Source organism: Bradyrhizobium sp. IC4060 (genome assembly GCF_020193715.1).
In the GTDB taxonomy this organism is placed as follows: Bacteria; Pseudomonadota; Alphaproteobacteria; order Rhizobiales; family Xanthobacteraceae; genus Bradyrhizobium; species Bradyrhizobium yuanmingense.
Genome location: NZ_JADYVJ010000008.1, coordinates 46,520 through 69,309, shown reverse-complemented (window position 1 = coordinate 69,309; position 22,790 = coordinate 46,520). Strand labels below are relative to the sequence as shown.

General features: G+C 65.7%; 22 protein-coding genes. 7 read left to right on the top strand and 15 right to left on the bottom strand.

Going from position 1 to position 22,790, the window contains the following annotated elements:
• Positions 1-175: 175 nt before the first annotated feature.
• The 8 genes from I6F16_RS24275 to ubiE all read right to left on the bottom strand — a co-directional run bounded on the left by I6F16_RS24275 (position 176) and on the right by ubiE (position 9,930).
• Positions 176-898: a nucleotidyltransferase family protein gene (locus I6F16_RS24275; RefSeq protein ID WP_225113805.1), complete on the bottom strand. Its 723-nt coding sequence runs from the start codon at positions 896-898 to the stop codon at positions 176-178.
• A 115-nt stretch (positions 899-1,013) separates the two neighbouring features.
• Positions 1,014-1,331 carry a PilZ domain-containing protein gene (locus I6F16_RS24270; RefSeq protein WP_225113804.1) on the bottom strand — a complete coding sequence of 106 codons (318 nt, stop codon included), beginning with the start codon at positions 1,329-1,331 and terminating at the stop codon, positions 1,014-1,016.
• Positions 1,332-1,419: 88 nt separating this feature from the next.
• Positions 1,420-2,937: a tRNA (adenosine(37)-N6)-threonylcarbamoyltransferase complex ATPase subunit type 1 TsaE gene (gene tsaE, locus I6F16_RS24265; protein ID WP_225113803.1), complete on the bottom strand. Its 1,518-nt coding sequence runs from the start codon at positions 2,935-2,937 to the stop codon at positions 1,420-1,422.
• Complete coding sequence (locus I6F16_RS24260) at positions 2,934-5,438, bottom strand: PAS domain-containing sensor histidine kinase (RefSeq protein ID WP_036024463.1); 2,505 nt, start codon at positions 5,436-5,438, stop codon at positions 2,934-2,936. Before I6F16_RS24260 ends, tsaE begins: the two co-directional genes overlap by 4 nt.
• Before the next feature lie 205 nt (positions 5,439-5,643).
• On the bottom strand, positions 5,644-6,102 hold the full coding sequence (gene dut, locus I6F16_RS24255; protein WP_225113802.1) for a dUTP diphosphatase: 459 nt from the start codon (positions 6,100-6,102) through the stop codon (positions 5,644-5,646).
• Positions 6,099-7,541, bottom strand: coding sequence for a bifunctional phosphopantothenoylcysteine decarboxylase/phosphopantothenate--cysteine ligase CoaBC (gene coaBC, locus I6F16_RS24250; protein ID WP_225174054.1), 1,443 nt, complete (start codon positions 7,539-7,541; stop codon positions 6,099-6,101). Before coaBC ends, dut begins: the two co-directional genes overlap by 4 nt.
• A gap of 56 nt (positions 7,542-7,597) precedes the next feature.
• Positions 7,598-9,172, bottom strand: a complete 1,575-nt coding sequence (ubiB, locus tag I6F16_RS24245) for a 2-polyprenylphenol 6-hydroxylase (RefSeq protein WP_225113801.1) — start codon at positions 9,170-9,172, stop codon at positions 7,598-7,600.
• The gene (ubiE, locus tag I6F16_RS24240; protein ID WP_225174093.1) at positions 9,169-9,930 is read right to left on the bottom strand and encodes a bifunctional demethylmenaquinone methyltransferase/2-methoxy-6-polyprenyl-1,4-benzoquinol methylase UbiE; all 762 of its coding nucleotides are present in this window, start codon (positions 9,928-9,930) and stop codon (positions 9,169-9,171) included. Before ubiE ends, ubiB begins: the two co-directional genes overlap by 4 nt.
• Before the next feature lie 82 nt (positions 9,931-10,012).
• Between ubiE and mutM the strand changes: the two genes are divergently transcribed.
• Positions 10,013-10,894: a bifunctional DNA-formamidopyrimidine glycosylase/DNA-(apurinic or apyrimidinic site) lyase gene (mutM, locus tag I6F16_RS24235; RefSeq protein WP_225113799.1), complete on the top strand. Its 882-nt coding sequence runs from the start codon at positions 10,013-10,015 to the stop codon at positions 10,892-10,894.
• A gap of 234 nt (positions 10,895-11,128) precedes the next feature.
• Here mutM and I6F16_RS24230 read toward each other — a convergent pair whose 3' ends face one another.
• Positions 11,129-11,872 carry a ParA family protein gene (locus I6F16_RS24230; protein WP_225113798.1) on the bottom strand — a complete coding sequence of 248 codons (744 nt, stop codon included), beginning with the start codon at positions 11,870-11,872 and terminating at the stop codon, positions 11,129-11,131.
• A gap of 373 nt (positions 11,873-12,245) precedes the next feature.
• Positions 12,246-13,604, bottom strand: coding sequence for a serine protease (locus I6F16_RS24225; protein ID WP_225113797.1), 1,359 nt, complete (start codon positions 13,602-13,604; stop codon positions 12,246-12,248).
• Positions 13,605-13,865: 261 nt separating this feature from the next.
• Here I6F16_RS24225 and moeB point away from each other — a divergent pair, with 261 nt between their 5' ends.
• Both moeB and I6F16_RS24215 read left to right on the top strand, forming a co-directional pair.
• The gene (gene moeB / locus I6F16_RS24220; RefSeq protein WP_225113796.1) at positions 13,866-14,669 is read left to right on the top strand and encodes a molybdopterin-synthase adenylyltransferase MoeB; all 804 of its coding nucleotides are present in this window, start codon (positions 13,866-13,868) and stop codon (positions 14,667-14,669) included.
• Between the two features lie 25 nt (positions 14,670-14,694).
• Positions 14,695-15,003, top strand: coding sequence for a hypothetical protein (locus I6F16_RS24215; RefSeq protein ID WP_225113795.1), 309 nt, complete (start codon positions 14,695-14,697; stop codon positions 15,001-15,003).
• Between the two features lie 54 nt (positions 15,004-15,057).
• Here I6F16_RS24215 and I6F16_RS24210 read toward each other — a convergent pair whose 3' ends face one another.
• Positions 15,058-16,059, bottom strand: a complete 1,002-nt coding sequence (locus I6F16_RS24210; RefSeq protein ID WP_036009043.1) for a D-glycerate dehydrogenase — start codon at positions 16,057-16,059, stop codon at positions 15,058-15,060.
• A 321-nt stretch (positions 16,060-16,380) separates the two neighbouring features.
• Between I6F16_RS24210 and I6F16_RS24205 the strand changes: the two genes are divergently transcribed.
• Positions 16,381-16,911: an SH3 domain-containing protein gene (locus tag I6F16_RS24205; RefSeq protein ID WP_036009040.1), complete on the top strand. Its 531-nt coding sequence runs from the start codon at positions 16,381-16,383 to the stop codon at positions 16,909-16,911.
• A 182-nt stretch (positions 16,912-17,093) separates the two neighbouring features.
• Here the strand turns inward: I6F16_RS24205 and irrA are convergent, their stop codons facing one another.
• Positions 17,094-17,582: an iron response transcriptional regulator IrrA gene (irrA, locus tag I6F16_RS24200; RefSeq protein WP_036009037.1), complete on the bottom strand. Its 489-nt coding sequence runs from the start codon at positions 17,580-17,582 to the stop codon at positions 17,094-17,096.
• A 348-nt stretch (positions 17,583-17,930) separates the two neighbouring features.
• Between irrA and fabA the strand changes: the two genes are divergently transcribed.
• From fabA to fabI, 3 genes are all read left to right on the top strand, one after another.
• Positions 17,931-18,452, top strand: a complete 522-nt coding sequence (gene fabA / locus I6F16_RS24195; RefSeq protein ID WP_036009034.1) for a bifunctional 3-hydroxydecanoyl-ACP dehydratase/trans-2-decenoyl-ACP isomerase — start codon at positions 17,931-17,933, stop codon at positions 18,450-18,452.
• Between the two features lie 39 nt (positions 18,453-18,491).
• On the top strand, positions 18,492-19,715 hold the full coding sequence (gene fabB / locus I6F16_RS24190) for a beta-ketoacyl-ACP synthase I (RefSeq protein WP_225174053.1): 1,224 nt from the start codon (positions 18,492-18,494) through the stop codon (positions 19,713-19,715).
• Between the two features lie 155 nt (positions 19,716-19,870).
• A complete protein-coding gene (fabI, locus tag I6F16_RS24185) occupies positions 19,871-20,671 on the top strand; it encodes an enoyl-ACP reductase FabI (protein WP_036024482.1) in 801 nt (266 codons plus the stop codon).
• 130 nt (positions 20,672-20,801) lie between these two features.
• Here the strand turns inward: fabI and I6F16_RS24180 are convergent, their stop codons facing one another.
• From I6F16_RS24180 to I6F16_RS24170, 3 genes are read right to left on the bottom strand one after another with little or no spacing between them, the layout of a single operon-like run.
• Complete coding sequence (locus I6F16_RS24180) at positions 20,802-21,398, bottom strand: glutathione S-transferase family protein (protein ID WP_036024484.1); 597 nt, start codon at positions 21,396-21,398, stop codon at positions 20,802-20,804.
• 11 nt (positions 21,399-21,409) lie between these two features.
• Positions 21,410-22,273, bottom strand: a complete 864-nt coding sequence (locus I6F16_RS24175; protein ID WP_146207651.1) for a hypothetical protein — start codon at positions 22,271-22,273, stop codon at positions 21,410-21,412.
• Between the two features lie 47 nt (positions 22,274-22,320).
• Positions 22,321-22,788 carry a GNAT family N-acetyltransferase gene (locus tag I6F16_RS24170; RefSeq protein WP_036009017.1) on the bottom strand — a complete coding sequence of 156 codons (468 nt, stop codon included), beginning with the start codon at positions 22,786-22,788 and terminating at the stop codon, positions 22,321-22,323.
• Between the last annotated feature and the right edge of the window lie 2 nt (positions 22,789-22,790).

The window sequence follows — 22,790 nt, the reverse complement described above, 5'->3', positions numbered from 1 at the left end:
CGGGGTCAAATGGTCATGGGTGCGGGCGAGTAGTCCCCGCTGTTCGCCGGACCGAACAGGTCTCGTAGGGTGGGCAAAGCGAAGCGTGCCCACGCATTTTTGAGGTCGAGACAGATGGTGGGCACGGCGCAAGGGCGCCTTTGCCCACCCTACGGCACCGTCTTCGAGGCAGCCCCTACGCCACGCTCTCCAAAAACGCCTCTTCCGCGGCGTGCACGGCGTCGGGCGTGCCGACATGCATCCAGACGCCGTCGAGGCGCAGGCCGAACAGCCGTTCCTGCTCGCCCGCGCGATCGAACATCTTCGTCAGCGAGAATTCGCCCTGAGGCGCGTCCGCGAAGATCGCGGGCGACATGATCGCCGCGCCGGCATAGACGAACGGAACGACCTCCTTCTCCTTGCGCTTGCGCAAGGCGCCGTCGGCCAGCATGCCGTAATCGCCGCGGCCGCCATAGCCGATGCTGGTCGCGGTCGGCGCCATCAGGAGCAGGATGTCCATGCGATCAGGATCGAAGTTTTCGGCGAGCCGCGTCAGGTTGGAGCGCACGCCGTCGATCCACAGCGTGTCGGAATTGACGTGGAAGAACGGCGCATCGCCGAGCAACGGCAGCGCCTTGACGACGCCGCCGCCGGTGCCGAGCACCTGGTCGCGCTCGTCGGAGATCGTCACGCGCGGAAGCTGGCGTGATGCGACGTGGTCGATGATCTGGTCCGGCAAATAGTGCACGTTGACCACCGCCTCGGTCACGCCGGCCTGGCCGAGCTTGTCGAGCACGTGGTCGAGCAGCGGCTGTCCTGCGACCGGCACCATCGGCTTCGGCATCTTGTCCGTCAGGGGGCGCATGCGCAGGCCAAACCCTGCGGCGAGCACCATGGCTTTGGTCGGTTTGACGGACATCCTTCCCCTTCTCAGACCTTTTCGCGTCGCAATCCTAACACGAGGCTCGAATCGCCGCACCGCATCTCGACCGCCTTAACCACCCGCCGTGACGGTTGTACGACGGGTGTTGCCGTCACGCCCCAACGGCTGTGGAACGTACCTTCTTCTTCTTGTCGCCGACTTTCAGGAAATTGACGCCGATCTGGTCGCCATTGACCCAGGCCAGCTCGCAACGCCGGTAGGCGAGCCCCGTGGACGACAGCAGGAGAAAGAATTCCTTCAGATGCAGGCCTTCGACCGAGCCGTCGATGGTCAGCTTGGCGCCGCTCTCGGAGACGTCCTCCATGGTGCAGTCGCGCCGCCAGGTGCCGTCGATTCCCATCATCTGGGCCGAAAACCCGCGCTCGAAAATAACCCGGCTATTTCCGCGCTGATCCGCTTTCGCTGCCATCTGCCCCCGCTCCAGCCCCGCAATGTTCCGGCTCCCTCGGCGCCAGAATAGCGACATCTTGGCTAACGGCCGGTAAATCGGTCCTGAATCAGCCCGGCGGCGGGACGTTGGCGAGATACCAGTCGCGCAGATGGGCGAGCGCGGGATGCGCCAGCGAGCGCTGGAGATAGGTCCAGATCCGCGGCTGATGGCGCAGGTAATGCGGCTTGCCATCGCGGCGGTTGAGCCGGGCGAAGGTGCCGAGCAGGCGCGTGTTCCGCTGCGCCGACATGATCGCGTAGAGCTCGGCGAAGCCGGCGGCGTCGAAGCTCGTGTCCTGCGCCCGCCGCGCCTTGATGTAGCGCGACAGCAGCGTCAGCTCGATGGTCTCGGGGACGTCGATGCGAGCGTCCTGGAGCAGCGACACCACGTCGTAGGATTGCGGCCCCAGCACGGCATCCTGGAAATCGATCACGCCGACGCGTTCGATGCCGCTGCGGTTGCCGAGCCAGATCAGGTTGGGCGAGTGATAGTCGCGGATGATCCACGTCCTCGGCGCCGCCAGCGGCCGCTTCAGCAATTCGCGCCACATCGCAAAAAATTCCGCGCGCGCCTCATCGCTCAGCGGCGTGTTGCGATCGGGCAGATACCATTCCGGCATCAACCCGATCTCGATCAGCAGCGCCTCGACGTCGAAGACCGGGATCGCGTAGGTCTGCCCGTCCAGCGGCAGCGTCTCCGGTAGCGTCTTGCCGTGCAGCATCGCCAGCACGTCGGTGGCGGCTTCGTAGCGCCCGAGAATTGGCCGCGGCGGATCGCCCTCGATCACGCCCTCGCTGCCGAAATCCTCGGAGATCAGAAAGCCCTGGTCGAGATCGAAATGATGGATCGCAGGCGCGGAGATCCCCTGCGCCCGGAGGCCTTCGTCGATGGCGACGAAGGGTTTTACGTTCTCGGCCAGATGCACCGCGGCGCTGTAGGATTTTCCGTCGTAGAGCGCCGCGCCGTCGGGCCGCTGCGGGAAGTTCATGAGGATGACGATCTCCTCATCGCGCACGAGCCGCGCGTAGGAGCGTGTCGAGGCGTCGCCCGGCATGCGCCTGCGCGTCGCATCGATGTAACCGGATGCGTCGAGGAAGTCGCGCAGCGCCTTCAGCCGCGCAACTGTAGCTGCGCTCTTGCCATGGCCTGTGATGTCGGCGGCACGCGCGCTCGCGCCCAGCGCCGGCCGGTGCGTCAGCGCGATGTCGATGCGGTCCTCGGGCATCGCCGACGGAGCGCGCTCCGGCCATTCGATCAGCACCAGCGTGGCATCGGGCAGCGGCGACAGCCCGATCTCCTCGAGCTCGCTCTCCTCCTCGACACGGTAGAGATCGGCATGCAGCACCGGGAAGGGTGGCAGCTCGTAGCCCTGCACCAGCGTGAAGGTCGGGCTTGGCACTTCCAGCGCGTCGTCGGCGGCGAGATAGCGGATCAGGCTGCGCGCCGCCGCAGTCTTGCCGGCGCCGAGATCGCCGGTGAGGGTGATGACGTCACCGGGACCGACCAGCAGCGCGAGGTCGGCCATCAGCTGCGCCGTGGCCGTCTCGTTGTGAAGCGCGACGGAGAATGTGGTTGTTTCCGTCATTCGGCGGCGTCGCGATGCGCCGCCTGGTCGGTCGGGAAATCGCAGATCACGACCGTGCCGCGGCCGACGATCGAATCCACCCGCACCTTGCCGCCATGCAGCTCGACGAAGGAGCGCACCAGCGACAGGCCGAGTCCGGCGCCGCGGTGACGCGAGCCCTGCGAGCGGCTTTCGAACCAGTTGAACACCTTGTCTTTCATGTCGGCAGGTATTCCAGGGCCGGAATCTGTCACGGTGAAGACCACGCTGCGTTCGGTGCGCCGCGCGCTGATGCCGACGGTGGAATCCTGTGGAGAAAACCCGACGGCATTGGCGAGGAGGTTATAGAGCACCTGCACCACGCGCTTCTCGTCGCCGACGAAGCTGCCGACGTCGGGCGCGATCTCGACCTTGAGGCGGATGCGGTCGGTGGCGAGCCGGTCCTGGATGCCCTCGGCGGCAAGCTCGATGGCCTTGCTGACGTCGACCTGCCCGAGTTCCAGCTTCATCGCGCCGGCGTCGATGGTGGCGAGATCCAGGATGTTGTTGGTGAGCGCGAGCAGAGCGTTGGTCGATTTGGTGACGTAGTCGAGATATTCGGCCTGCTTCGGCGTCAGCGGTCCGGTCGAGGGATCGCTGAGGAAATGCGCAAAGCCGATGATAGTGGTGAGCGGCGAGCGCAGCTCGTAGGAGACGTGGTGGACGAAATCCACCTTCATCTGGTCGGCCGCCTCCAGCGCCTCGTTGCGCTCGCGCAGCGCGCGCTCGACATTCTCGGTGTCGGTGATGTCCTGGAAGGTCAGCATGGTGGCGCCGTCCGGCAGCGGCCGGATCATGCCGTCGAGCACGCTGCCGTCCTTGCGCTCCAGCTTCAGCGGCAGGTCGGCGCGGTTCTCGATCGCGGTGATGGCCTCGCGGATCTGGCGCCAGACTTGCGGATCGTCGAACAGCTGATGGCACCAGCCTTCGACGGTCTGGATATGCGGCTCGTCGCGCATGGCATCGCTCGACAGCTTCCACATCCGCACGAAGGCCGGATTGAACAGCTGCGCCTTGCCGTTGCTGCCGAACACCGCGACCCCCTCGGCGAGGCTGTCCAGCGTCTCGCGCTGGACGCGGATCAGGCCGTCGAAGCGGCGGGCGAGGTCGAGGCTTTCGGTGACATCGTCGAACAGATAGGTGACGCCTCCTTCCGGGTTCGGCGTGGTGACGACCGAGAGCGCGCGGCCGTCAGGCAGGAACCAGGTGTCCTTGGCGGTCTCGACCGCGCGATAGGCCTCGTGCAGCTTGGCCTTCCAGGCGCGGAAATCCGGCTGCTCCGGCAATTTGCGCGCGGCGCGGAGCTGGTCGAGCACGCTGGAATCGTCCGGATGGGCGTCGAGGAAGTTGCGATCGAGATCCCACAGCCGGCGATAGGAATCGTTGTAGAAGGCAAGGCGCCGCTGGCCGTCGAACACGGCAACGCCGGAGGAGAGCTGGTCGAGCGTGCGGCGGTGCGCCTCCGCCATGCGCACCAGCGCCGAGCTCAGCGCATCCGCCTCGCTGGCATCGATGGCGACGCCGACGCTGCCGCTGCCGACATTGACAGCGCGCACGTCGTAGATGCGCCGTTCGCCGCCGACCACGATCGGCAGCCGCGAGGTGAAATTGGCGGCGTCCTTGAGCCCCCGCTCCATCGCATTGCGGTCGTCACTGTCGAGCAGCTCGAGCTTGCGCTCCTGGGCATCGATGGCGCTGGTCGCCTCGGTGGCGCGCACATAGGCCGGGTTGGCGTAGGTCAGCGCGCCGTTCTCGCCCTTCGCCCAGATCGGCCACGGTGCGGCCGCGGCAAAGCCGCGAAGCATCTCGGTCTCGTCGGAGAGCGCCTTGTAGCGCAGATTGGTTTCGGCCAGATCACGGCGGAGGCCCGAGAGCTCGCGAATGCGGACGATGGCCTGGCCGCCGATGGCGCGCCCGATCGCTTCCAGCATATGGCCGTGCGCGGTGGTCAGCGTCAGCTGGAACCCGTCGCCGCGCTCGCGCAGCGCATCGACCGCATGGTCCATCAGCAGCGCCGGTTCCGGCGGCAGCCAGGTTCCGAACGCCAGCACGCGCTGCGGCGAGGAATCGCGCGGCAGCACCAGCGCGATATCGCCGGAAATCTGCGCGCGGTTGTCGCCCGCCGGCCATGAGATCAGGATCTGCGGCTCGGCGAACAACAGTGCGCCGAAGCGGTCGGCCTGGAGCTGAAGTTCCCCGATCCGCGCGCGCAGCCGCGCCTCGTTCTTCGCCGTGCGCACCCGCGTGCGCATCAACAGGATCGCGGCCATCACCGAAAAGCCGAGCAGGGCCAGCGCGGTGGCGAGCACCGCGAGTTCCTGCCGGTTGAGATCCATCACGAGGGCGAGGGTGTCGATGAGGTCGGCGGCCTTGGCCGGCGCAGCCGGCAGCAGCGCTGCGAGAGCGCCTCCCACCAAGCCGTTGCGCGCCAGCGAGGTGCACGACAGCAGCGTCCGACGCATCGACACGATCACGCCTGACATAGTTGCCCCAAGACGCGGAAATTCAAGACCGCACGAATCTGCGCGCGGCGACCCCCGTCGCGCGCGAATCAAAAGACAATACCCTCACCGCGACTCCGCCGGTAAGAGTCCAGATCGTGAACGCAAAGGCGGCCCCAAAAAAATGCGGGCCGCGCGGTTCCAAGGCGCGTGATTCTGCGGATGATTCGGCTGGAGTTGTCTTGGGTTAGCGCCCGGTCGAACCAAAACCGCCGGCGCCGCGGTCGGTCGACGACAATGTGGCGACGGGAACCAGCGCGGCCTGCTGCACCGGCGCGATCACCATCTGGGCGATGCGCTCGCCGCGCTTGATCACGAAAGGCGCGGTGCCGTGGTTGATCAGGATCACCTTGATCTCGCCGCGGTAGTCCGCATCGATCGTGCCCGGCGAATTCAGCACGGTGACGCCATGCTTGGCCGCCAGCCCCGAACGCGGCCGCACCTGCGCCTCGTGTCCGGGCGGCAAGGCGATGGCAAGGCCCGTCGGCACCAACGCGTATTGGCCTGGTGCGAGCGTCATGGGCTCGTTGTCCGGCACCGCGGCCATCAGATCGAGGCCGGCGGCTTCGCTGGTCTGATAGGCCGGCAGCGGCAGGCCCTCAGCGTGGGTGAGGCGTTGCAGCTCGACGGTCACCTTCGTGCTCAAGATGCGGACTCCAGGGATTTGCCGGTCACGCTCTTCGCGATATGCGCGACCAGTTCGATGGCGACCTGTTCCTTGGTCATCGCCGGCCAGGAATCAACTGCAATCTCGCCGTCCGGCGCACCGGTCTTGCGGCTGAGCAGGTGGACCGTGTTGCGGTCGCCGCCCATCACGCCGGTGGCGGGCGAGACGTCGTTGGCGACGATCCAGTCGCAGCCCTTGCGCGCTAATTTTGCTTTGGCGTTGTCGATGAGGTGCTCGGTCTCGGCGGCAAAGCCGATCACGAGCCTCGGGCGCTTGTCGGCGAGCTTGGAGATCGTGGCGAGGATGTCGGGGTTCTCGACCAATTGCAGCGGCGGCATGCCGGCCGCGGTTTTCTTCAGCTTCTGCTCGCCTTCATTGGCGACGCGCCAATCGGCGACTGCGGCGGCGAAGATCGCGACGTCGGTGGGAAGCGCGGCCTTGACCTGCTCCAGCATCTGCCGCGCCGATTCGACATGCTTCACCGTCACGCCCGGGGGATCGTCGAGGTCGACCGGACCGCTCACCAGAGTAACCTCGGCGCCCGCGGCCTGCGCGGCGGCGGCAATGGCAAAGCCCTGCTTGCCGGAGGAACGGTTAGCGATATAGCGCACCGGGTCGATCGCCTCATGGGTGGGACCGGCGGTGATCAGCACGCGCGTGCCCGCGAGCGGCTTCGGCGTCGGCGGCCGCAGCAGGCGCTCGGCGGCATTGGCGATCTCGATGGCTTCCGACATGCGGCCCGTTCCGGCTTCGCCGGCCTCGGCCATCTCGCCCGCATTCGGGCCAATCAGCACAACGCCGTCGCGCTGGAGCTGGGCGACGTTGCGGCGCGTCGCCGCGTTGCTCCACATCAGCGGATTCATCGCCGGCGCCAGCAGCACCTTGCGGTTGGTCGCGAGCAGGATGGCGCTGGCGAGGTCGTCGGCATGGCCGTTCGCCATCTTCGCCATCAGGTCGGCCGTGGCCGGCGCCACCACGATCAGGTCGCAGTCGCGCGCGAGGCGTATATGGCCGGCATCGAACTCGCTCTGCGGGTCGAACAGGTCGGTATAGACGCGCTCATGCGACAGGGCGCTCGCGGCCAGCGGCGTCACGAATTGCTGCGCCGCCTTGGTCAGCACGCAGCGGACCTCGATGCGGCGCTCCTTCAGCCTGCGGATCAGGTCGAGCGACTTATAGGCCGCGATCCCGCCGCCGATGATCAGGGTGACGCTGACCTCGGGAACGGCGCCGCTGCGCTGCGGCGTCGGGGCGGCGGAGGGCACCGCAAACGGCGTCAGCGGCTCCTCGCGGCCCTCGATCAGCTCCCGCAGGATGACCCGGACCTCCTCTTCGACCGACCTGTGGTTCTTGGCCGAGCGCAGCCGCAAATAGGTTTTGACGGCGTCGTCGAGCTTGCGGATGGTCAGGCTTGCCATGACGCCCTCCGGCACGGAATGATAGCGATGCTATCACTCCAGTGATTGCAGTGCAATCACAGATTCCGGACGGCGATCAGAATCCCGATGAAGGTCGCGGCGATGATCCAGAGCGCCACGGTGCGCCAGCGGTTCTTGCGGCCCTCGCTGCGTCCCATCGCCGCGATGCTCTCCGGCGAAAGCCTGATGCCCTCCCGCGTCATGGTCTCGAGCTGCTCGAGCACCTTCACCGACCGCTCGGCGATCTCAGGCAGGCGCATCAAGACCCGCGCGATGTCCCCGGTACCGGCGAGCGCGCCCTCGATGCGGCCGATGGGTCCGAGGTTGCGCTCGATCCATTCGCGCACCACGGGATCGGCGATCCGCCAGATGTCGAGCTTGGGATCGAAGCCGCGCGCCACGCCCTCGACCACCACCATGGTCTTCTGCAGCAGGATCAGCTCGGGCCGCGTCGTCATGTCGAACAGGCCGGTGACCTCGAGCAGCAGCGTGAGCAGCCGCGCCATCGAGATCTCTTCCGCCGTGCGGTTGTGGATCGGCTCGCCGATGGCGCGGATGGCTTGGGCAAAATTCTCGACCGAATGATGCGCGGGCACATAGCCGGCCTCGAAATGCACTTCGGCCACGCGGCGATAATCGCGGGTGATGAAGCCGAGCAGGATCTCGGCGAGGAAGCGCCGCTCCTTCATGCCGAGCCGGCCCATGATGCCGAAATCGACCGCGACGAGGCGGCCGGCGTCATCCAGGAACAGATTGCCCGGATGCATGTCGGCGTGGAAGAAGCCGTCGCGCAGCGCGTGGCGCAGGAAGCTCTGGATCACCTTGCGGCCGAGATCGGGCAGGTCGACCCGCGCCTCGGCGAGGCGCTTGTGATCGTTCAGCGCGATGCCGTCGATCCATTCCATCGTCAGCACGTTGTGCGTGGTGCGGTCCCAGTCGACGGCGGGCACGCGGAAATCGGGATCGTCGCGCGTGTTCTCCGCCATCTCCGACAGCGCGGCAGCCTCTAACCGTAGGTCCATCTCCATCGCGACCGAGCGCGACATGGTGTTGATGACCTCGATCAGGCGCAGGCGCCGCGCCTCGGCCGAATAGGCCTCAGCCTTGTGCGCGACGTAGAAGAAATCGGAGAGATCGCGGCGGAAGCGCGCGGCGACGTTGGGTCTCAGCACCTTGATCGCGACGGACTTGCGGATGCCGTCGCGCACCACCTCGCCGCGATGCACTTGCGCGATCGAGGCCGCCGCGACCGGCGGGCCGAAGCTCACAAAGATGTCCGTCAGCGGCCGTTCCAGCGAGGTCGCGATCGTGGCCTCGGCTTCCTGCTGCGGAAACGGCGGCAGGCGGTCCTGCAGGCTTTCGAGGTCGCGCGCCATGATGACGCCGACCACGTCGGGGCGCGTGGCCAGGAACTGGCCGAGCTTGAGATAGGCCGGGCCCATCCGCGTCAGCGCGCGCGAGATCCGCGGTCCCTGCTTGGCGCCACGGCGCTCGATGATGCGCGCCAGCTTCAGCGCGAGCTGTCCCGGCGGCGGCACCAGGCTCGGATCGACCGCGCCGAACACGCCTTCGTGCGCAAACACGAACGCGGCGCGGATCAGGCGCGCAATGTGGGTGACGGCAGAGATCACAAACGCCAGCCCGAATGCAATGCGACGATGCCGCCGGAGAGTGTCTGCCAGCTGACGCGGGCAAAGCCAGCCTCGCGGATCATGTCGGCGAAGGCGGCGGGCTTCGGAAATTTGCGGATGGACTCGACGAGATACTGGTACGATTCGGCGTCGCCCGTGACCATGCGCCCGAGCGGGGGGATCACCTTGAACGAGAACAGATCATAGAGCTTGCCGAGGCCGGGCATCTCGACAGTGGAGAATTCCAGGCACAGGAAGCGGCTGCCGGGTCTCAGCACGCGATAGGCCTCGCGCAGCGCAAGGTCGATCCGGGGCACGTTGCGGATGCCGAAAGCGATCGTATAGGCATCGAAGCTGCGGTCGGCGAAGCCGAGCGATTCGGCATTGCCTTCGACGAAATCGACCTGGGTGTCCAGATGACGCTTGGCGGCGCGTTCGCGCCCCACGGCCAGCATGTCCGCATTGATGTCGCACACCGTGGCGTGGAAGCCGGGGCCGGCGGACTTGGCGGCACGGAACGAGATGTCGCCGGTGCCGCCGGCGACGTCAAGCAGCGCGAACGGCCGGTCGCCCCTCGGCGGATCCAGCGCGGTGATCATGATGTCCTTCCAGACCCGGTGCAGGCCACCGGACATCAAATCGTTCATCAGGTCATAGCGCGACGCCACGCTGCGAAACACATCGTTCACCAGCGTCTGCTTGTCCCCGAGGGGAACGTCCCTGAAGCCAAAATGCGTGGTTTCGCCCGGCCGATCCATTACTCTACTCCACTCGGCGGACCATAGGCCCGCCCGCCGCAATGGCGCTATCACACCGCCTTCATAAGGTGAATGCCCGACCATGCCTGAATTGCCCGAAGTCGAGACCGTCCGCCGCGGTCTTCAGCCCGTGATGGAGGGCGCGAAAATCCTCGACGCGGAGGCCCGCCGGCCAGATTTGCGCTTTCCGTTCCAGCCCGACTTCGTGGCCAGGCTCAAGGGGCAGGTCGTCACGGGCCTCGGGCGCCGTGCAAAATATCTCATGGCCGATCTCGCCTCCGGCGACGTGCTCTTGATGCATCTGGGCATGTCGGGCTCGTTCCGCGTCATCAAGCCGGACAACGAGGCTCAGCCCGGCGAGTTTCACTATCCGAAGGCCAAGGATTCCGCCCACGACCACGTGTTGTTTCGGATGTCCTCGGGCGCCGACATCGTCTTCAACGATCCGCGCCGCTTCGGATACATGAAAGTGATTGCGCGTGGCGCGCTCGAAGACGAGCCGCTGCTGCGCGGGCTCGGCCCCGAGCCGCTCGGCAACGAATTCGACGCCGCGATGCTGGCGCGCTCCTGCCAAGGCAAGACCACGAGCCTGAAGGCCGCGCTGCTCGACCAGCGCGTGGTGGCCGGGCTCGGCAACATCTATGTCTGCGAGGCGCTGCACCGCTCGCATCTGTCGCCGCGGCGCATTGCTGCGACGCTATCCACCAGGAAGGGCGAGCCGACGGATCATGCGCAGCGCTTGGTCGGCGCGATCCACACCGTGCTGAACGATGCGATCAAGGCCGGCGGCTCCAGCTTGCGCGATCACCGCCAGACCACCGGCGAGCTCGGCTATTTCCAGCACTCGTTCAAGGTCTATGACCGCGAAGGCGAAAAATGCACGACGCCGCGCTGCGGCGGCACGATCAAGCGGTTCGTGCAGAACGGTCGTTCGACCTTCTGGTGCCCGAAATGTCAAAAGTGACCGTCGGGATTGCCGCAGCGTCGTAGCCCGGATGGAGCGCAGCGTAATCCGGGGCCGGCCTCTCCGCGGAGAGACCTTCCTGGATTGCGCTTCGCTTCATCCAGGCTACGGGAGCCCTCGCTACAACGCACGAGGCGAAGCAATCCGGCCGGGCTGGTGGCCGAACTGCTTCGTCGCTTGGGCCCGTTCACCGGATGGCGAAGAGCCCGACTGTCGTCCGAGCGATCGCCCCGCTCAGGACGCCAGTGCCGTGGTCTCGTCCGCCGCCTGTTCCGCAGCGATCTGCAGCATGCCGTGCGCAGCCGAGATGACCTGGTCGATCAGGACATTGGTGGTGGCTTCGAGCTCGAGCCGGGTCTCGATCCAGCGCCAGAGGCCGCGGATCTCGTCCGCCGATTTGCCGTTCGGCCCGAATTCACTCACGGCAAGGCCGCTCGCAAGCGCGTCCTGGTGATCGTTGCGCATCACGATCAGCGGACGCGCGAGCACCTCGGCAAGATCGAGCGCGGCTTCCTCGGCGAGCGCGGTCGCGGCGTTGTCGATGCGCTGTCCGCGGATCGGCGTCTGGTTGAGCACGAAGCTGTAAGGCCGCTTCCAGGCGCGGGCGACGCTGAGCGTCGAGACGGTCGCCTCGATGTCGGCGACGCTGGGACGGGCCGGGATCAGGCAGAGGTCGGAATGGCGGATCGCGGCGGTGGTGGCGGCGCTGAGGCCGGCGGCGGTGTCGACGATCGCGAGCTGGAGGCCGCTGTCGGCGAGCATCTTGAGACGCGGCGCGATATCGGCGGCGTGATAGATCGGCTCGACGACGAGATCGTCGGTAGAGCGGCGGCGCTGCCAGTTGGAGAGGGTGCCCTGCGGGTCGGTCTCGATCAGGCGGACGGTGAAGCCGGCCTGCTTGGCGGCCAAGGCGAGGCCGACGGCGAGCGTGCTCTTGCCGCTGCCGCCCTTTTGGGTGGCCAGTACGATCGTGTGCATTGAAGGTCAATCCTTTGGAGTGCTGGGTCAGGGATACGCCACGCGAACGTGCATCGCTTCTGGATGCTGAGCGCTTCTCGCTCAGGACGTGCCGGCCCGATCCAAAGGGGATCGCGGAGGTCCGAATCAACGGTAACGATGATGGCGGAATCGCGAATACCAGCGAATCCGTACCATTACCGGCTCCGTAGAGGTACGTGAGGCGGTTCTCTCCGCCGTGGCCCGGACAAGGCGCAACGCGATAGCGGTGCGCTGCAGAGCCGGGGCCCAGAAGCCACAAGCGCGACTGTTGGGATCTGGGTCCCGGCGCAGCGGAGCGGCATTTCATGCCGCACCGCGTCCGGGACACGAGAGAGTGGTGCGCTCGCGCGCCCTACTTCCGCACGCAGATCACGCGCACGACGGAGGCCTTGGCATCGGTCGACGCGCCGTTCGCCGTGACCCCGTTCGCCTTCAGGAATCCGCGCACCGCCTCCGCCGAGACCATCAAAGCCTGTGATGCCGGGACCGAGGTCGCAGGCCCTGCGACCATGGCCGGCTTGAGCAGCGCAATGCCGGCAAACTTGCCGTCGGCGTCGACCGCTGGGCTGCCGGAGAAGCCGACCGCCGGCGGCGGCGCGAGCGCGGAATTGCCGCTCGTCGCCGGCGTCAACGCGGCCTTGAGGCTCGACACCGCGGCGGCGCCGCCCTGGCTTTGCGGATCGGCGATGCCGACGACATCGACATTGGTCTTCGCGGCCCCTCCGGCGAGGCTGAGCGGCCTCAGGTCGCGCGCGCCGTAGATGCGCAGCAGCGCGAGATCGTGCTCCTTGTCCTCGGCGAGACGGTCGGCGCTGCCATGGCCGGCGATCGTGATCGCAAGGCAGCCGTCGGTGACGAGGCGGTCGGTGACGATCGCGCCGTCCTCGCTGACGACGATGCCGGTGCCGTATTCAACGGTCTTGCGCGGCGGCGGCCCGGCCAGCGGTCCCGACGGAAACGCGTTGAACGCGCTCGACATCGCGATCACGACCGGCTCGACCGTATTCTCTGTCGCCTGGTCGTAGAGGATCGTCATGGTGCGGACCTCGTCACCCTTGAAGGTGCCGCGGACGTAGAACTTCTTCTGGCCCTGCAAGCCCGACAGCACGAAGAAATCCGGCTTCACCACGGTGTAATCGACCTTGCGGCCGGACGGCTCCTTCTCGAGATCGGCGAGCTTGGCCGAGGTCGGGCTCACTTCCTTGCGGCGGCTGAGAACCACCTGCACCGTCCCTGTCGGCGAGGTCCATTTCGAGCCGTTGGCGTCGCTTGCCTGCTGCGGCACCAGCTTGCCGGGAATGCCGAGCCGGGCGCCGCTGGTCGGCTCCGTCACGATCTTCCAGCCGACGCTCTCCTGCTTCTTGCGTGCCGCCTCAGTGAGCGCGGTGCGCTCCTGCGGATTGAGCACGCCGGTCGGCTTGCCGCCCTTGGCCTTCTGGTACTCCTTGATGGCGTTGACCATGCGCTCGCTGACGTCGCCGGTGATGGCGCCGTTATATTGTCCGACCCAGGCGAGGTCGGACTGGAGCGCCAGCCGCTCGGCTTTGGCCATGCCATCGGCCGTCGCGGACGGCGTCTGCATCGCAGGGGGCTTGACCGGAACGGTCTGGACCGTTTTCGGGGTGGCGCCTGGCACTTGGGGCGTCGTCATCTGGGCGTGCGCGCCCGTGGCAGCCGCCAACATCAGTGTTGCCGCAAGCATCGATCTCATGACAAATCCAGCCAGCCCGTTGAACGCCAAAACATTGAAAAGCATGCGATTGAAGCACATCTCGTTGGTCGCGAACAATGTTGCGGTGGTTCAGTGGCGTAGAGGCCGCGAGCTGAGATCCTCATCCTGAGGAGCGGCCTCGAGGCCGCGTCTCGAAGGATGGCCGCGGCGAAATCGGGGCCTGCATGGTTTGAGACGGCGCTTTGCGCCTCCTCACCATGAGGGTTGAGAGCGGCGGCTTGGTAGGAGAGGCGTACGACGATGCTGAGCCCGGACGAACTCGAACGCTATGCCCGCCACATCGTGTTGCGCGACGTCGGCGGCCCCGGCCAGGCGGCGCTGAAGCGGGCCTCGGTGCTGGTGATCGGCGCCGGCGGGCTCGGCGCGCCCGCGCTGATGTATCTGGCCGCCGCCGGCGTTGGCACGCTCGGCGTGGTCGACGACGACGTGGTGTCGCTGTCCAACCTGCAGCGTCAGGTGATCCATACGACGCCCGATATCGGGCGGCACAAGGTCGAGAGTGCCGCCGAGCGGATCGCGGCGCTCAACCCACATGTCCGCTTCATCGGTCACGCCACCTGGCTCAACGCGGATAACGCGCTCAGCCTGATCGGCGATTACGACCTGGTGCTCGACGGCTCCGACAATTTCTCGACGCGCTATCTCGTTTCCGATGCCTGCTTCTTCGCCAAGCGGCCGCTGATATCAGCGGCGCTCGGCACCTTCGACGGCTCGCTGACCACCATCCGGGCGCATGAGACGAACGAGCAGGGCGAGTTCAATCCGACCTACCGCTGCCTGTTTCCGGAAGCGCCGCCGCCCGGCACGGTGCCGGCCTGTGCAGAGGCCGGCGTCATGGGCGCGCTCGCGGGCGTGCTCGGCTCGATGATGGCGCTGGAGGCCATCCGCGAGATCGTCGGCTTCGGCGACGGCCTCGTCGGCCGCCTCCTGATGATCGATGCGCGCGCGATGCGCTTCGAGACGCTGCGCTATTCACGCGATCCCGCCAATCCGCTCAACGGCGACGGGCCCGTGTTCGATGACTTGAGCATCCACCGCGAGTAGGACACCGGACGGCACTGAGAGCACTATGCGAACAGTAGAACTCGACGCCAGTAGTTGGAAAACAGCTCAGGATTTTCGATCAGGTCTCAAGGCAGCAATAGGGGCACCGGAGTGGCATGGCGACATGGTGGCTGCCTTTTTGGATTCAATCTTCGGGGGCGGAATGAACGCACTCAAGCCCCCTTACAACATCAAGATCGTAAACACGGCTGGCCTCGCACCAGACGTTATGGAGCTGATCCGAGATCTTTCGTTACGCATCGAGGAGACGCGGATACGTCGGCTTGCACGTACAGGTGAGGACGTGGCGGCCAGTCTTGAAATCGCGAGCTAGGTTCAATTTGCCCGGGGGCGCATAGGATAACCATCCGTCCGCCGGAGCACAGCCTCACAGCATGCTCGGCAGCACGCGGTCCGGCGGCTTGTGGGCGTCGAGGAAGGTGCGGATGTTGATGATCACCTTCTCGCCCATCTCGACGCGGCCTTCGATCGTGGCCGAGCCCATATGCGGCAGCAGCGTCACCTTGCCGGCTCTGGCGAGCCGCACCAGCTTCGGATTGACCGCGGGCTCGTGCTCGTAGACGTCGAGGCCGGCGCCGCCGATCTCGCCGCCTTCGATCAGCTTGATCAGCGTGTCCTCGTCGGTGACCTCGCCGCGCGCGGTGTTGACGATATAGGCGTCTTTTCGGATCAGCTTCAGCCGCCGCGCCGAGAGCAGGTGATAGGTCGCCGGCGTGTGCGGGCAGTTCACCGAGATGATGTCCATCCGCGCCAGCATCTGGTCGAGGCTTTCCCAATAGGTCGCGCCTAACTCCTCGGCGATCACGGGGGCGACGGGACGGCGGTTGTGATAGTGGATCTGCAGGCCGAAGGCGCGGGCGCGGCGCGCCACCGCCTGGCCGATGCGGCCCATGCCGATGATGCCGAGGCGTTTGCCCCCGATGCGGTGGCCGAGCATCCAGGTCGGCGACCAGCCGGCCCAGGGCTTGCCTTCGGTCAGGATCGAGGCGCCTTCGATCATTCGCCTGGGCACCGCGAGGATCAGCGCCATGGTCATGTCGGCGGTGTCTTCGGTCAGGACCTTCGGCGTGTTGGTGACGGTGATGCCGCGGGCATGGGCGGCTGCGACGTCGATATTGTCGACGCCATTGCCGAAATTGGCGATCAGGCGGAGCTTGCAGTCGGGCTGGTTGACGACCTCGGCGCTGATGTGATCGGTCACGGTCGGAACCAGCACGTCGGCGGTGCGGGCGGCTTCCGCGATCTGCTCGGGCGACATCGGCGTGTCGTCGAGATTGATCCGCGCGTCGAACAGCTCGCGCATCCGCGTCTCGATCGAATCCGGCAGCTTGCGCGTCACCACGACGAGGGGCTTTTTCTTCACCGACATGTCCTGCTCTCATGAGACATCGCAGGCCGCCTCTGTCGCCAAAGGCCGGTCGTTGAGGCCTCATTAACCCGGTTGTTCGACACTGCCCTTGCCGTGTCCGTCCCCGGCGTTTCCTCCAAGCTCACCCGACATTTCCGGCCGGAAAATCGGGGCCAATTGGTTGCTCAAGTGCCCGTTCTCTCTAGCAGAAGGCCGGGCCAAGACAAGAACCACGGCTTTGGGCTTGGAACCCGCGTGGGGCGGGGAGAAGGGGCAGGCGCGGCAGGGTTTGGAATTTGGGGTGAGGGCCCGGTGTGCCGGGTCTTCGAAGGAGACGGGTTGATGGCGTTGGGGCGTTTTTGTTGGGTGATGGCGCTCGTTTGCACCTGGTTGAGCGCCTCGGTCGGGCCCTCGCATGCGGCGAAGGACAATACCCCGCAGACCACCAGCGGCTTGCCGGTGCCGCGCTATGTCAGCCTCAAATCGGATCACGTGAACGTCCGCGCCGGCCCGACCAAGGACAATGACGTCGCCTGGGTCTACACCCGCGCCGGCCTGCCGGTCGAAATTACCGCCGAGTTCGAGAACTGGCGCCGGGTGCGCGATTCCGAAGGCGCCGAGGGCTGGGTCTATCATTCGCTGCTGTCGGGCCGCCGCACCGCGGTCGTCACCATGAAGCACAAGGACGATCTGGCTCCGATCTATGACCGGCCCGATCCCGACAGCGCGGTTGCGGCCAAGCTCCAGGCCGGCGTCGTCACCCAGGTCAAGAAATGCGCCGCAGGCTGGTGCCGCGTCATCGGCAATGGCTTCGACGGCTGGATCCAGCAGGAGCGCCTCTGGGGCGTCTATTCGGACGAGCAGGTCAACTGACGCCGTCGGGCGGCGGAGCAATCTGCCGCCCCAACGTCATGCCCGGGCTTGTCCCGGGCATCCACGCTCTTCTGACTAGTCCCAAAACGTGGATGGCCGGGACATAGGCGAGCGCAAGCGACGCCGTCCCTTTGGACGGCTATGCCCGGCCATGACGACCAAATCAGTGATGCAGGATTAGCTCAGCGCTTCTTGCGCAGGCGCACGACCATGTCGATGCGGGAGATCTCGTAGCCCTCGGGCACCTCCGGCATCTTGGACAGCGCCAGATGCGGATCCTCGATGTCGACCAGCTCGTGGCTGTTCTCGAGATAATAGTGGTGGTGGGTGGTGACGTTGGTGTCGAAATAGGTCTTGGTGCCGTCGACGCTGACCTGGCGCAGCAGGCCGGCATCGGTGAGCTGGTTCAGCGTGTTGTAGACGGTCGCCAGCGACACCGGGACCTTGGCGAGGGTGGCTTCCTCGTAGAGCATTTCAGCCGTGAGGTGGCGTGCGCCCTTGCCGAACAGCAGCCAGCCCAGCGCCATGCGCTGGCGCGTCGGCCGCAACCCCGCGGACTGCAGCATTTCGTTGACGTCGTGCCAGGGACACCCGGTCAGGGCCGGCTGGCGGCCGGACAGGAGGGCCGCGGCATGGTCGTCGTCGTGTTGGGACGCGGTATTCTCGTTCATTTCCAAGATTTCGGGCACACGTGAACAATATCTCCCTGTAACATAAGAAGAGAAAGATGCAGATGCAAGTTTCTCGCAACTAGAGACGTTCTAATTAGGCTCGGAACCGGTTGGGGGAGCCCGTCATTTTACCTTCATCTCTGCGCTTTGCTACCCGAAATGGCCTGTGTTAGAGAGCGCGCGGTTCCGCTTAGCCGATTTTGGCGCAGCCGGGCATGGAGGCCCGGTTGGCAATCCATGCGAAGCTTGCGCAAGTCGCGGCCGGCGGTGGCGATTGGCGGTCCGATCGAGACGGGCCCATTTTCGCCAGGAACGCCGCTCAATCGGGATTTGAACAGAGGCTCGTGAATGCTGAACAGGCGCAACGGTTACGACTATGAAGATCTGCTGGCCTGTGCCCGCGGCGAGATGTTCGGCCCAGGCAACGCCCAGCTGCCGCTGCCGCCGATGCTGATGTTCGACCGCATCACCGACATCAACGACAATGGCGGTGAGTTCGGCAAGGGTCTGGTGCGCGCCGAGCTCGACGTGAAGCCCGACCTCTGGTTCTTCGGCTGCCATTTCAAGAACGATCCGGTCATGCCCGGCTGCCTCGGACTCGATGCGCTGTGGCAGATGGTCGGCTTCTACCTCGGCTGGAGCGGGGGGGAAGGCCGCGGCCGGGCGCTTGGCCTGAGCGAGCTGAAGTTCGGCGGCCAGGTGCTGACCGACGCCCGCAAGGTTGTGTACAACGTCGATATCAAGCGCGTGATGCGTTCGAAGCTCGTGCTCGGCATCGCCGACGGGTGGCTTTCGGTCGATGACCAGATTATCTATCGCGCCAAGGATCTGAAGGTCGGCCTGTTCAAGCAGGGCACGAGCCTGGGCTGAGCGCATCACTAAGAAGACAACGATTGAGGCGAGGCTGTCATGAGGCGGGTTGTGGTCACCGGGATGGGCATCGTCTCGTCGATCGGAAACAACACCCAGGAAGTGCTTGCGAGCCTTCACGAGGCGAAGTCGGGCATTTCGCGGGCTGAGAAATATGCCGAGCTCGGCTTCCGTTCGCAGGTGCAAGGCGAGCCGTCGCTCGATCCGTCGACGGTGGTCGACCGCCGCGCGATGCGCTTCCTCGGCCAGGGCGCGGCGTGGAATCACATCGCGATGGAGCAGGCGATCCAGGATTCCGGCCTGTCGCCCGACGAAGTCTCCAACATCCGCACCGGCATCATCATGGGCTCCGGCGGCCCCTCGGCGCGCACCATCGTCGAAGCCGCCGACATCACCCGCTCCAAGGGACCGAAGCGCGTCGGCCCGTTTGCGGTGCCGAAGGCGATGTCCTCCACGGCATCCGCGACGCTCGCGACCTGGTTCAAGATCAAGGGCGTGAACTATTCGATCTCATCGGCCTGCGCGACCTCGAACCATTGCGTCGGCAATGCCTACGAGACCATCCAGATCGGCAAGCAGGACGTCATCTTCGCCGGCGGCTGCGAGGAGCTGGACTGGTCACTGTCGGTGCTGTTCGACGCCATGGGCGCGATGTCCTCGAAGTACAACGACACGCCGGCCACGGCCTCGCGTCCCTACGATCTCAATCGCGACGGCTTCGTCATCGCCGGCGGCGCCGGCGTGTTGGTGCTGGAAGAGCTCGAGCATGCCAAGGCGCGCGGCGCGCGCATCTATGGCGAGGTGGTCGGCTATGGCGCGACCTCTGATGGCCACGACATGGTGGCGCCGTCGGGCGAAGGCGCCGAGCGCTGCATGCGCATGGCGATTTCGACGGTGAAAACCAAGGTCGACTACATCAACCCGCACGCGACCTCGACGCCGGCCGGGGACCCGCCGGAGATCGAGGCGATCCGCAAAGTGTTCGGCGTCGGCGAGAAGTGCCCGCCGATCTCGGCGACCAAGGCGCTGACCGGCCATTCGCTCGGCGCCACCGGCGTGCAGGAAGCGATCTATTCGCTGCTGATGATGAACAACGGCTTCATCTGCGAGAGCGCGCACATCCAGGAGCTCGACCCCGTGTTCGCCGACATGCCGATCGTGCGCAAGCGCATCGACAACGCCAAGATCGGCACCGTGCTGTCGAACTCCTTCGGCTTCGGCGGCACCAACGCCACGCTGGTGTTCAGCCGGCTGGATGCGTGATCTCTGACTTTGTCATGCCCCGCCTAGTGCGCAATTGCGCACGGGGGGCGGGGCATCCAGTACGCCGCGGCTTCTCTATTTATCACGACGGTCTCTGGAATACTGGATCGCCCGCCTGCGCGGGCGATGACGTCGAAAATAGGAGCGATGGCGGCATGGAAGGTTTGATGAAAGGCAAGCGCGGTCTGATCATGGGCATCGCCAATGATCATTCCATCGCCTGGGGCATGGCGCGGACGCTTCATGCCCATGGCGCCGAGCTTGCCTTCACCTTCCAGGGCGAGGCGCTCGGCAAGCGCGTCAAGCCGCTGGCGGAGCAGCTCGGCGTCGATCTGGTGCTGCCTTGCGACGTCGAGGACATCGCCAGCGTCGATGCCACCTTCGCGGTGCTCCGCGAAAAGTGGGGCAAGCTCGACTTCGTGATCCACGCGATCGGCTTTGCCGACAAGAACGAGCTGAAGGGCCGCTATGCCGACACCAGCCGCGAGAATTTCTCGCGCACCATGGTGATCTCCTGCTTCTCGTTCACGGAGGTCGCAAAGCGCGCCGCCGAGCTGATGACGGAGGGGGGCAGCATGATCACGCTGACCTTCGGCGCCTCAGAGCGCGCGATGCCGAACTACAACGTGATGGGCGTGGCCAAGGCGGCGCTGGAGGCCTCCGTGCGCTATCTCGCCGCCGATTTCGGACCGCGCGGCATCCGCGTCAACGCGATCTCCGCCGGCCCCATCCGCACGCTCGCCGGCTCCGGCATCGGCGAGGCGCGGGCGATGTTCGCCTTCATGCAGAAGCATTCGCCGCTGCGCCGCGGCGTCACGCTCGACGACCTCGGCGGCTCGGCGCTATATCTGTTGTCGGATCTCTCCGGCGGGGTGACCGGCGAAGTCCATTATGTGGATTCCGGCTACAACGTCATCCTGATGCCGCGGCCGGATGATCTGAAGTCATCGGAATAGCTTCGTAGCCTGGATGGAGCGCAGCGAAATCCGGGACAGGCTCATCCGCGGATGCGATTGCCCCGGATTGCGCTGCGCTCCATCCGGGCTACTGCAGCTACTTCGCTTTGCCTACCCTACGAGAGCTTGCTTAACCCGCCGCGATCTTCTCCGCGCGCTGGAAGGCCGGCCGCGCCGTGCAGCGCGCGAGATAGGCGTCGAACGCCGGGCGCGACGGCACCATCTTGAACAGGCGCACCGCGAAATTCAGGCCGGAGCCGATGACGACGTCGGCTGCGGAAAATTCCTCGCCGAGAATCCACGGGCCCTTCTCGAGCGCGGCCTCCAGCACGTCGAACACCTGCGTCGCGCTGCCCCAGGCCGCGGTCGAGGTCGGGATCTCGATCTTGGTGAAGATCTGGATAATGGCGGGCTCGATGCAGCCCGGCGAGAAGAACAGCCATTGCAGGTAGCGCGCCCGGCGCGGATCGGTCACGGCTGGCGCGAGCCTGGTTTCGGGATAGCGGTCGGCGATGTAGGCGCAGATCGCGGCGGCTTCGGCGAGCGCGGCATCGCCGTCGGTCAGCGCCGGCACCTTGCCCATCGGATTGATCTTCAGATAGTCCGGCGCCTTCTGCGCGCCGGTCGAGATGTCGGTCAGCACGCGCTCATAGGGCAGGCCGCTCTCCTCCATCAGCCAGAGCGTCGTGAACGAGCGCGAGCGGGGCGACCAATAAAGCTTGATCATGGCGGGAACCTTTATTGCTGGAGCAGCTGAGGTAGCGTTTTGTCGAGACTCGTCGTCAGCAGCGTGCGGACACCATCGCGCAGCGCTTGGTTGCCCGCCACCTCGTTGGCAGACGCCGGAAAGGCCGTCTCATCCAATTCCTTGTTGGGGCCGCTGATCGGGTTGATCCCGATCAAGCGTGACATCATGGGTTCGGCATCCGTTGACGCCGCGCCCTTCTTGACGACCTCGAACGACTGTCCGTCGTACACGGTGATATAGGTCAGCGCGAACAGGAACGTGCGTCGCTTGATGGGATTGCCCCACTTCACGATGCCAAATCCTTCGACGGATTGATTCGTGTTGCTGAAGCCGTTCTGAAATCTCTCGACCAGGACATAGAGCTGACATTTGGTGCCTGCCGCGCTCTGCTGAACGAATTCCTGCCGCTCCTGGTTTCGTCTCAGCATCGGCGATCCGGATCCGCCAGCCTGCGCCCAGGCGCTTGGTGAATAAGCGAGGCGCTTGACAGATTTGCCGGCTGCGGCCGCGCGAACCCGCGACATGACGATGTCATCAAGTCCCCAGCCATCGATCGCGACGGGCACGTACTCGTTGCCAAACATGGTGAAGCCAACCTGCTGAACACCGAACCGGTTGCCGACGACGGAAATGAGACCAATCCCGCACGGTCCTGCATCCGCAGCGACAGCCTGTTTGGAGCTCGGGGCGGCTTTCGGCGTGGTGCTCTTGGCTGGCCGAGCCGGCGATGGAGCGGATTGGGCCGCCGCGCCTGCGATGAGCCCTAACAGAAAGATCGTAGTCAAGCAGATGCGAAACATGGGACGGCTGATGCAGGTTGCGGTTTCCAGGATATTCTCATCGACGAGAGACATCTACTAGTGCGCGCCGATGACAACCGCAAGGTGAAGACCCGCTCGTCCTACCCGCCGCCTGGCCGTTGCCGCTTCCACCGGTAACACTTCATCACGAACCCGTTCGACGGCTCGATCTCTTCCTTCTCGAACACAAAACCTTCGCGCTCGTACCAGCGCCAGGCCTTCTCGTTCTCGCGGACGCAGCGCAGATAGATCTCGTCGGGCATTTGCGTGCGCGTGAAAGCGAGCAATTGCCGGCCGAGCGATCGGCCCTGATGGGCAGGCGCGACGAACAGCATGTCGAGATAGAGCTTCGGCAGGTGCAGCGCGAGCATCGCTCCGATCGTGCCGCGATCGTCGGCGACGAACAGGCTCCAGCCGTTCTCGATCTCGCGCTTGATGCGCGCACGCAAATTGGCCAGCAGGAAGTCGCTGGCTTCGCCGAGCCCGGTCGAGACCCAGCTCTCCATCCAGACGCGGCCGATCTCATCGTATTCGTCGGAGCGGGCGAGGCGGATGACCGGATGCGACATGA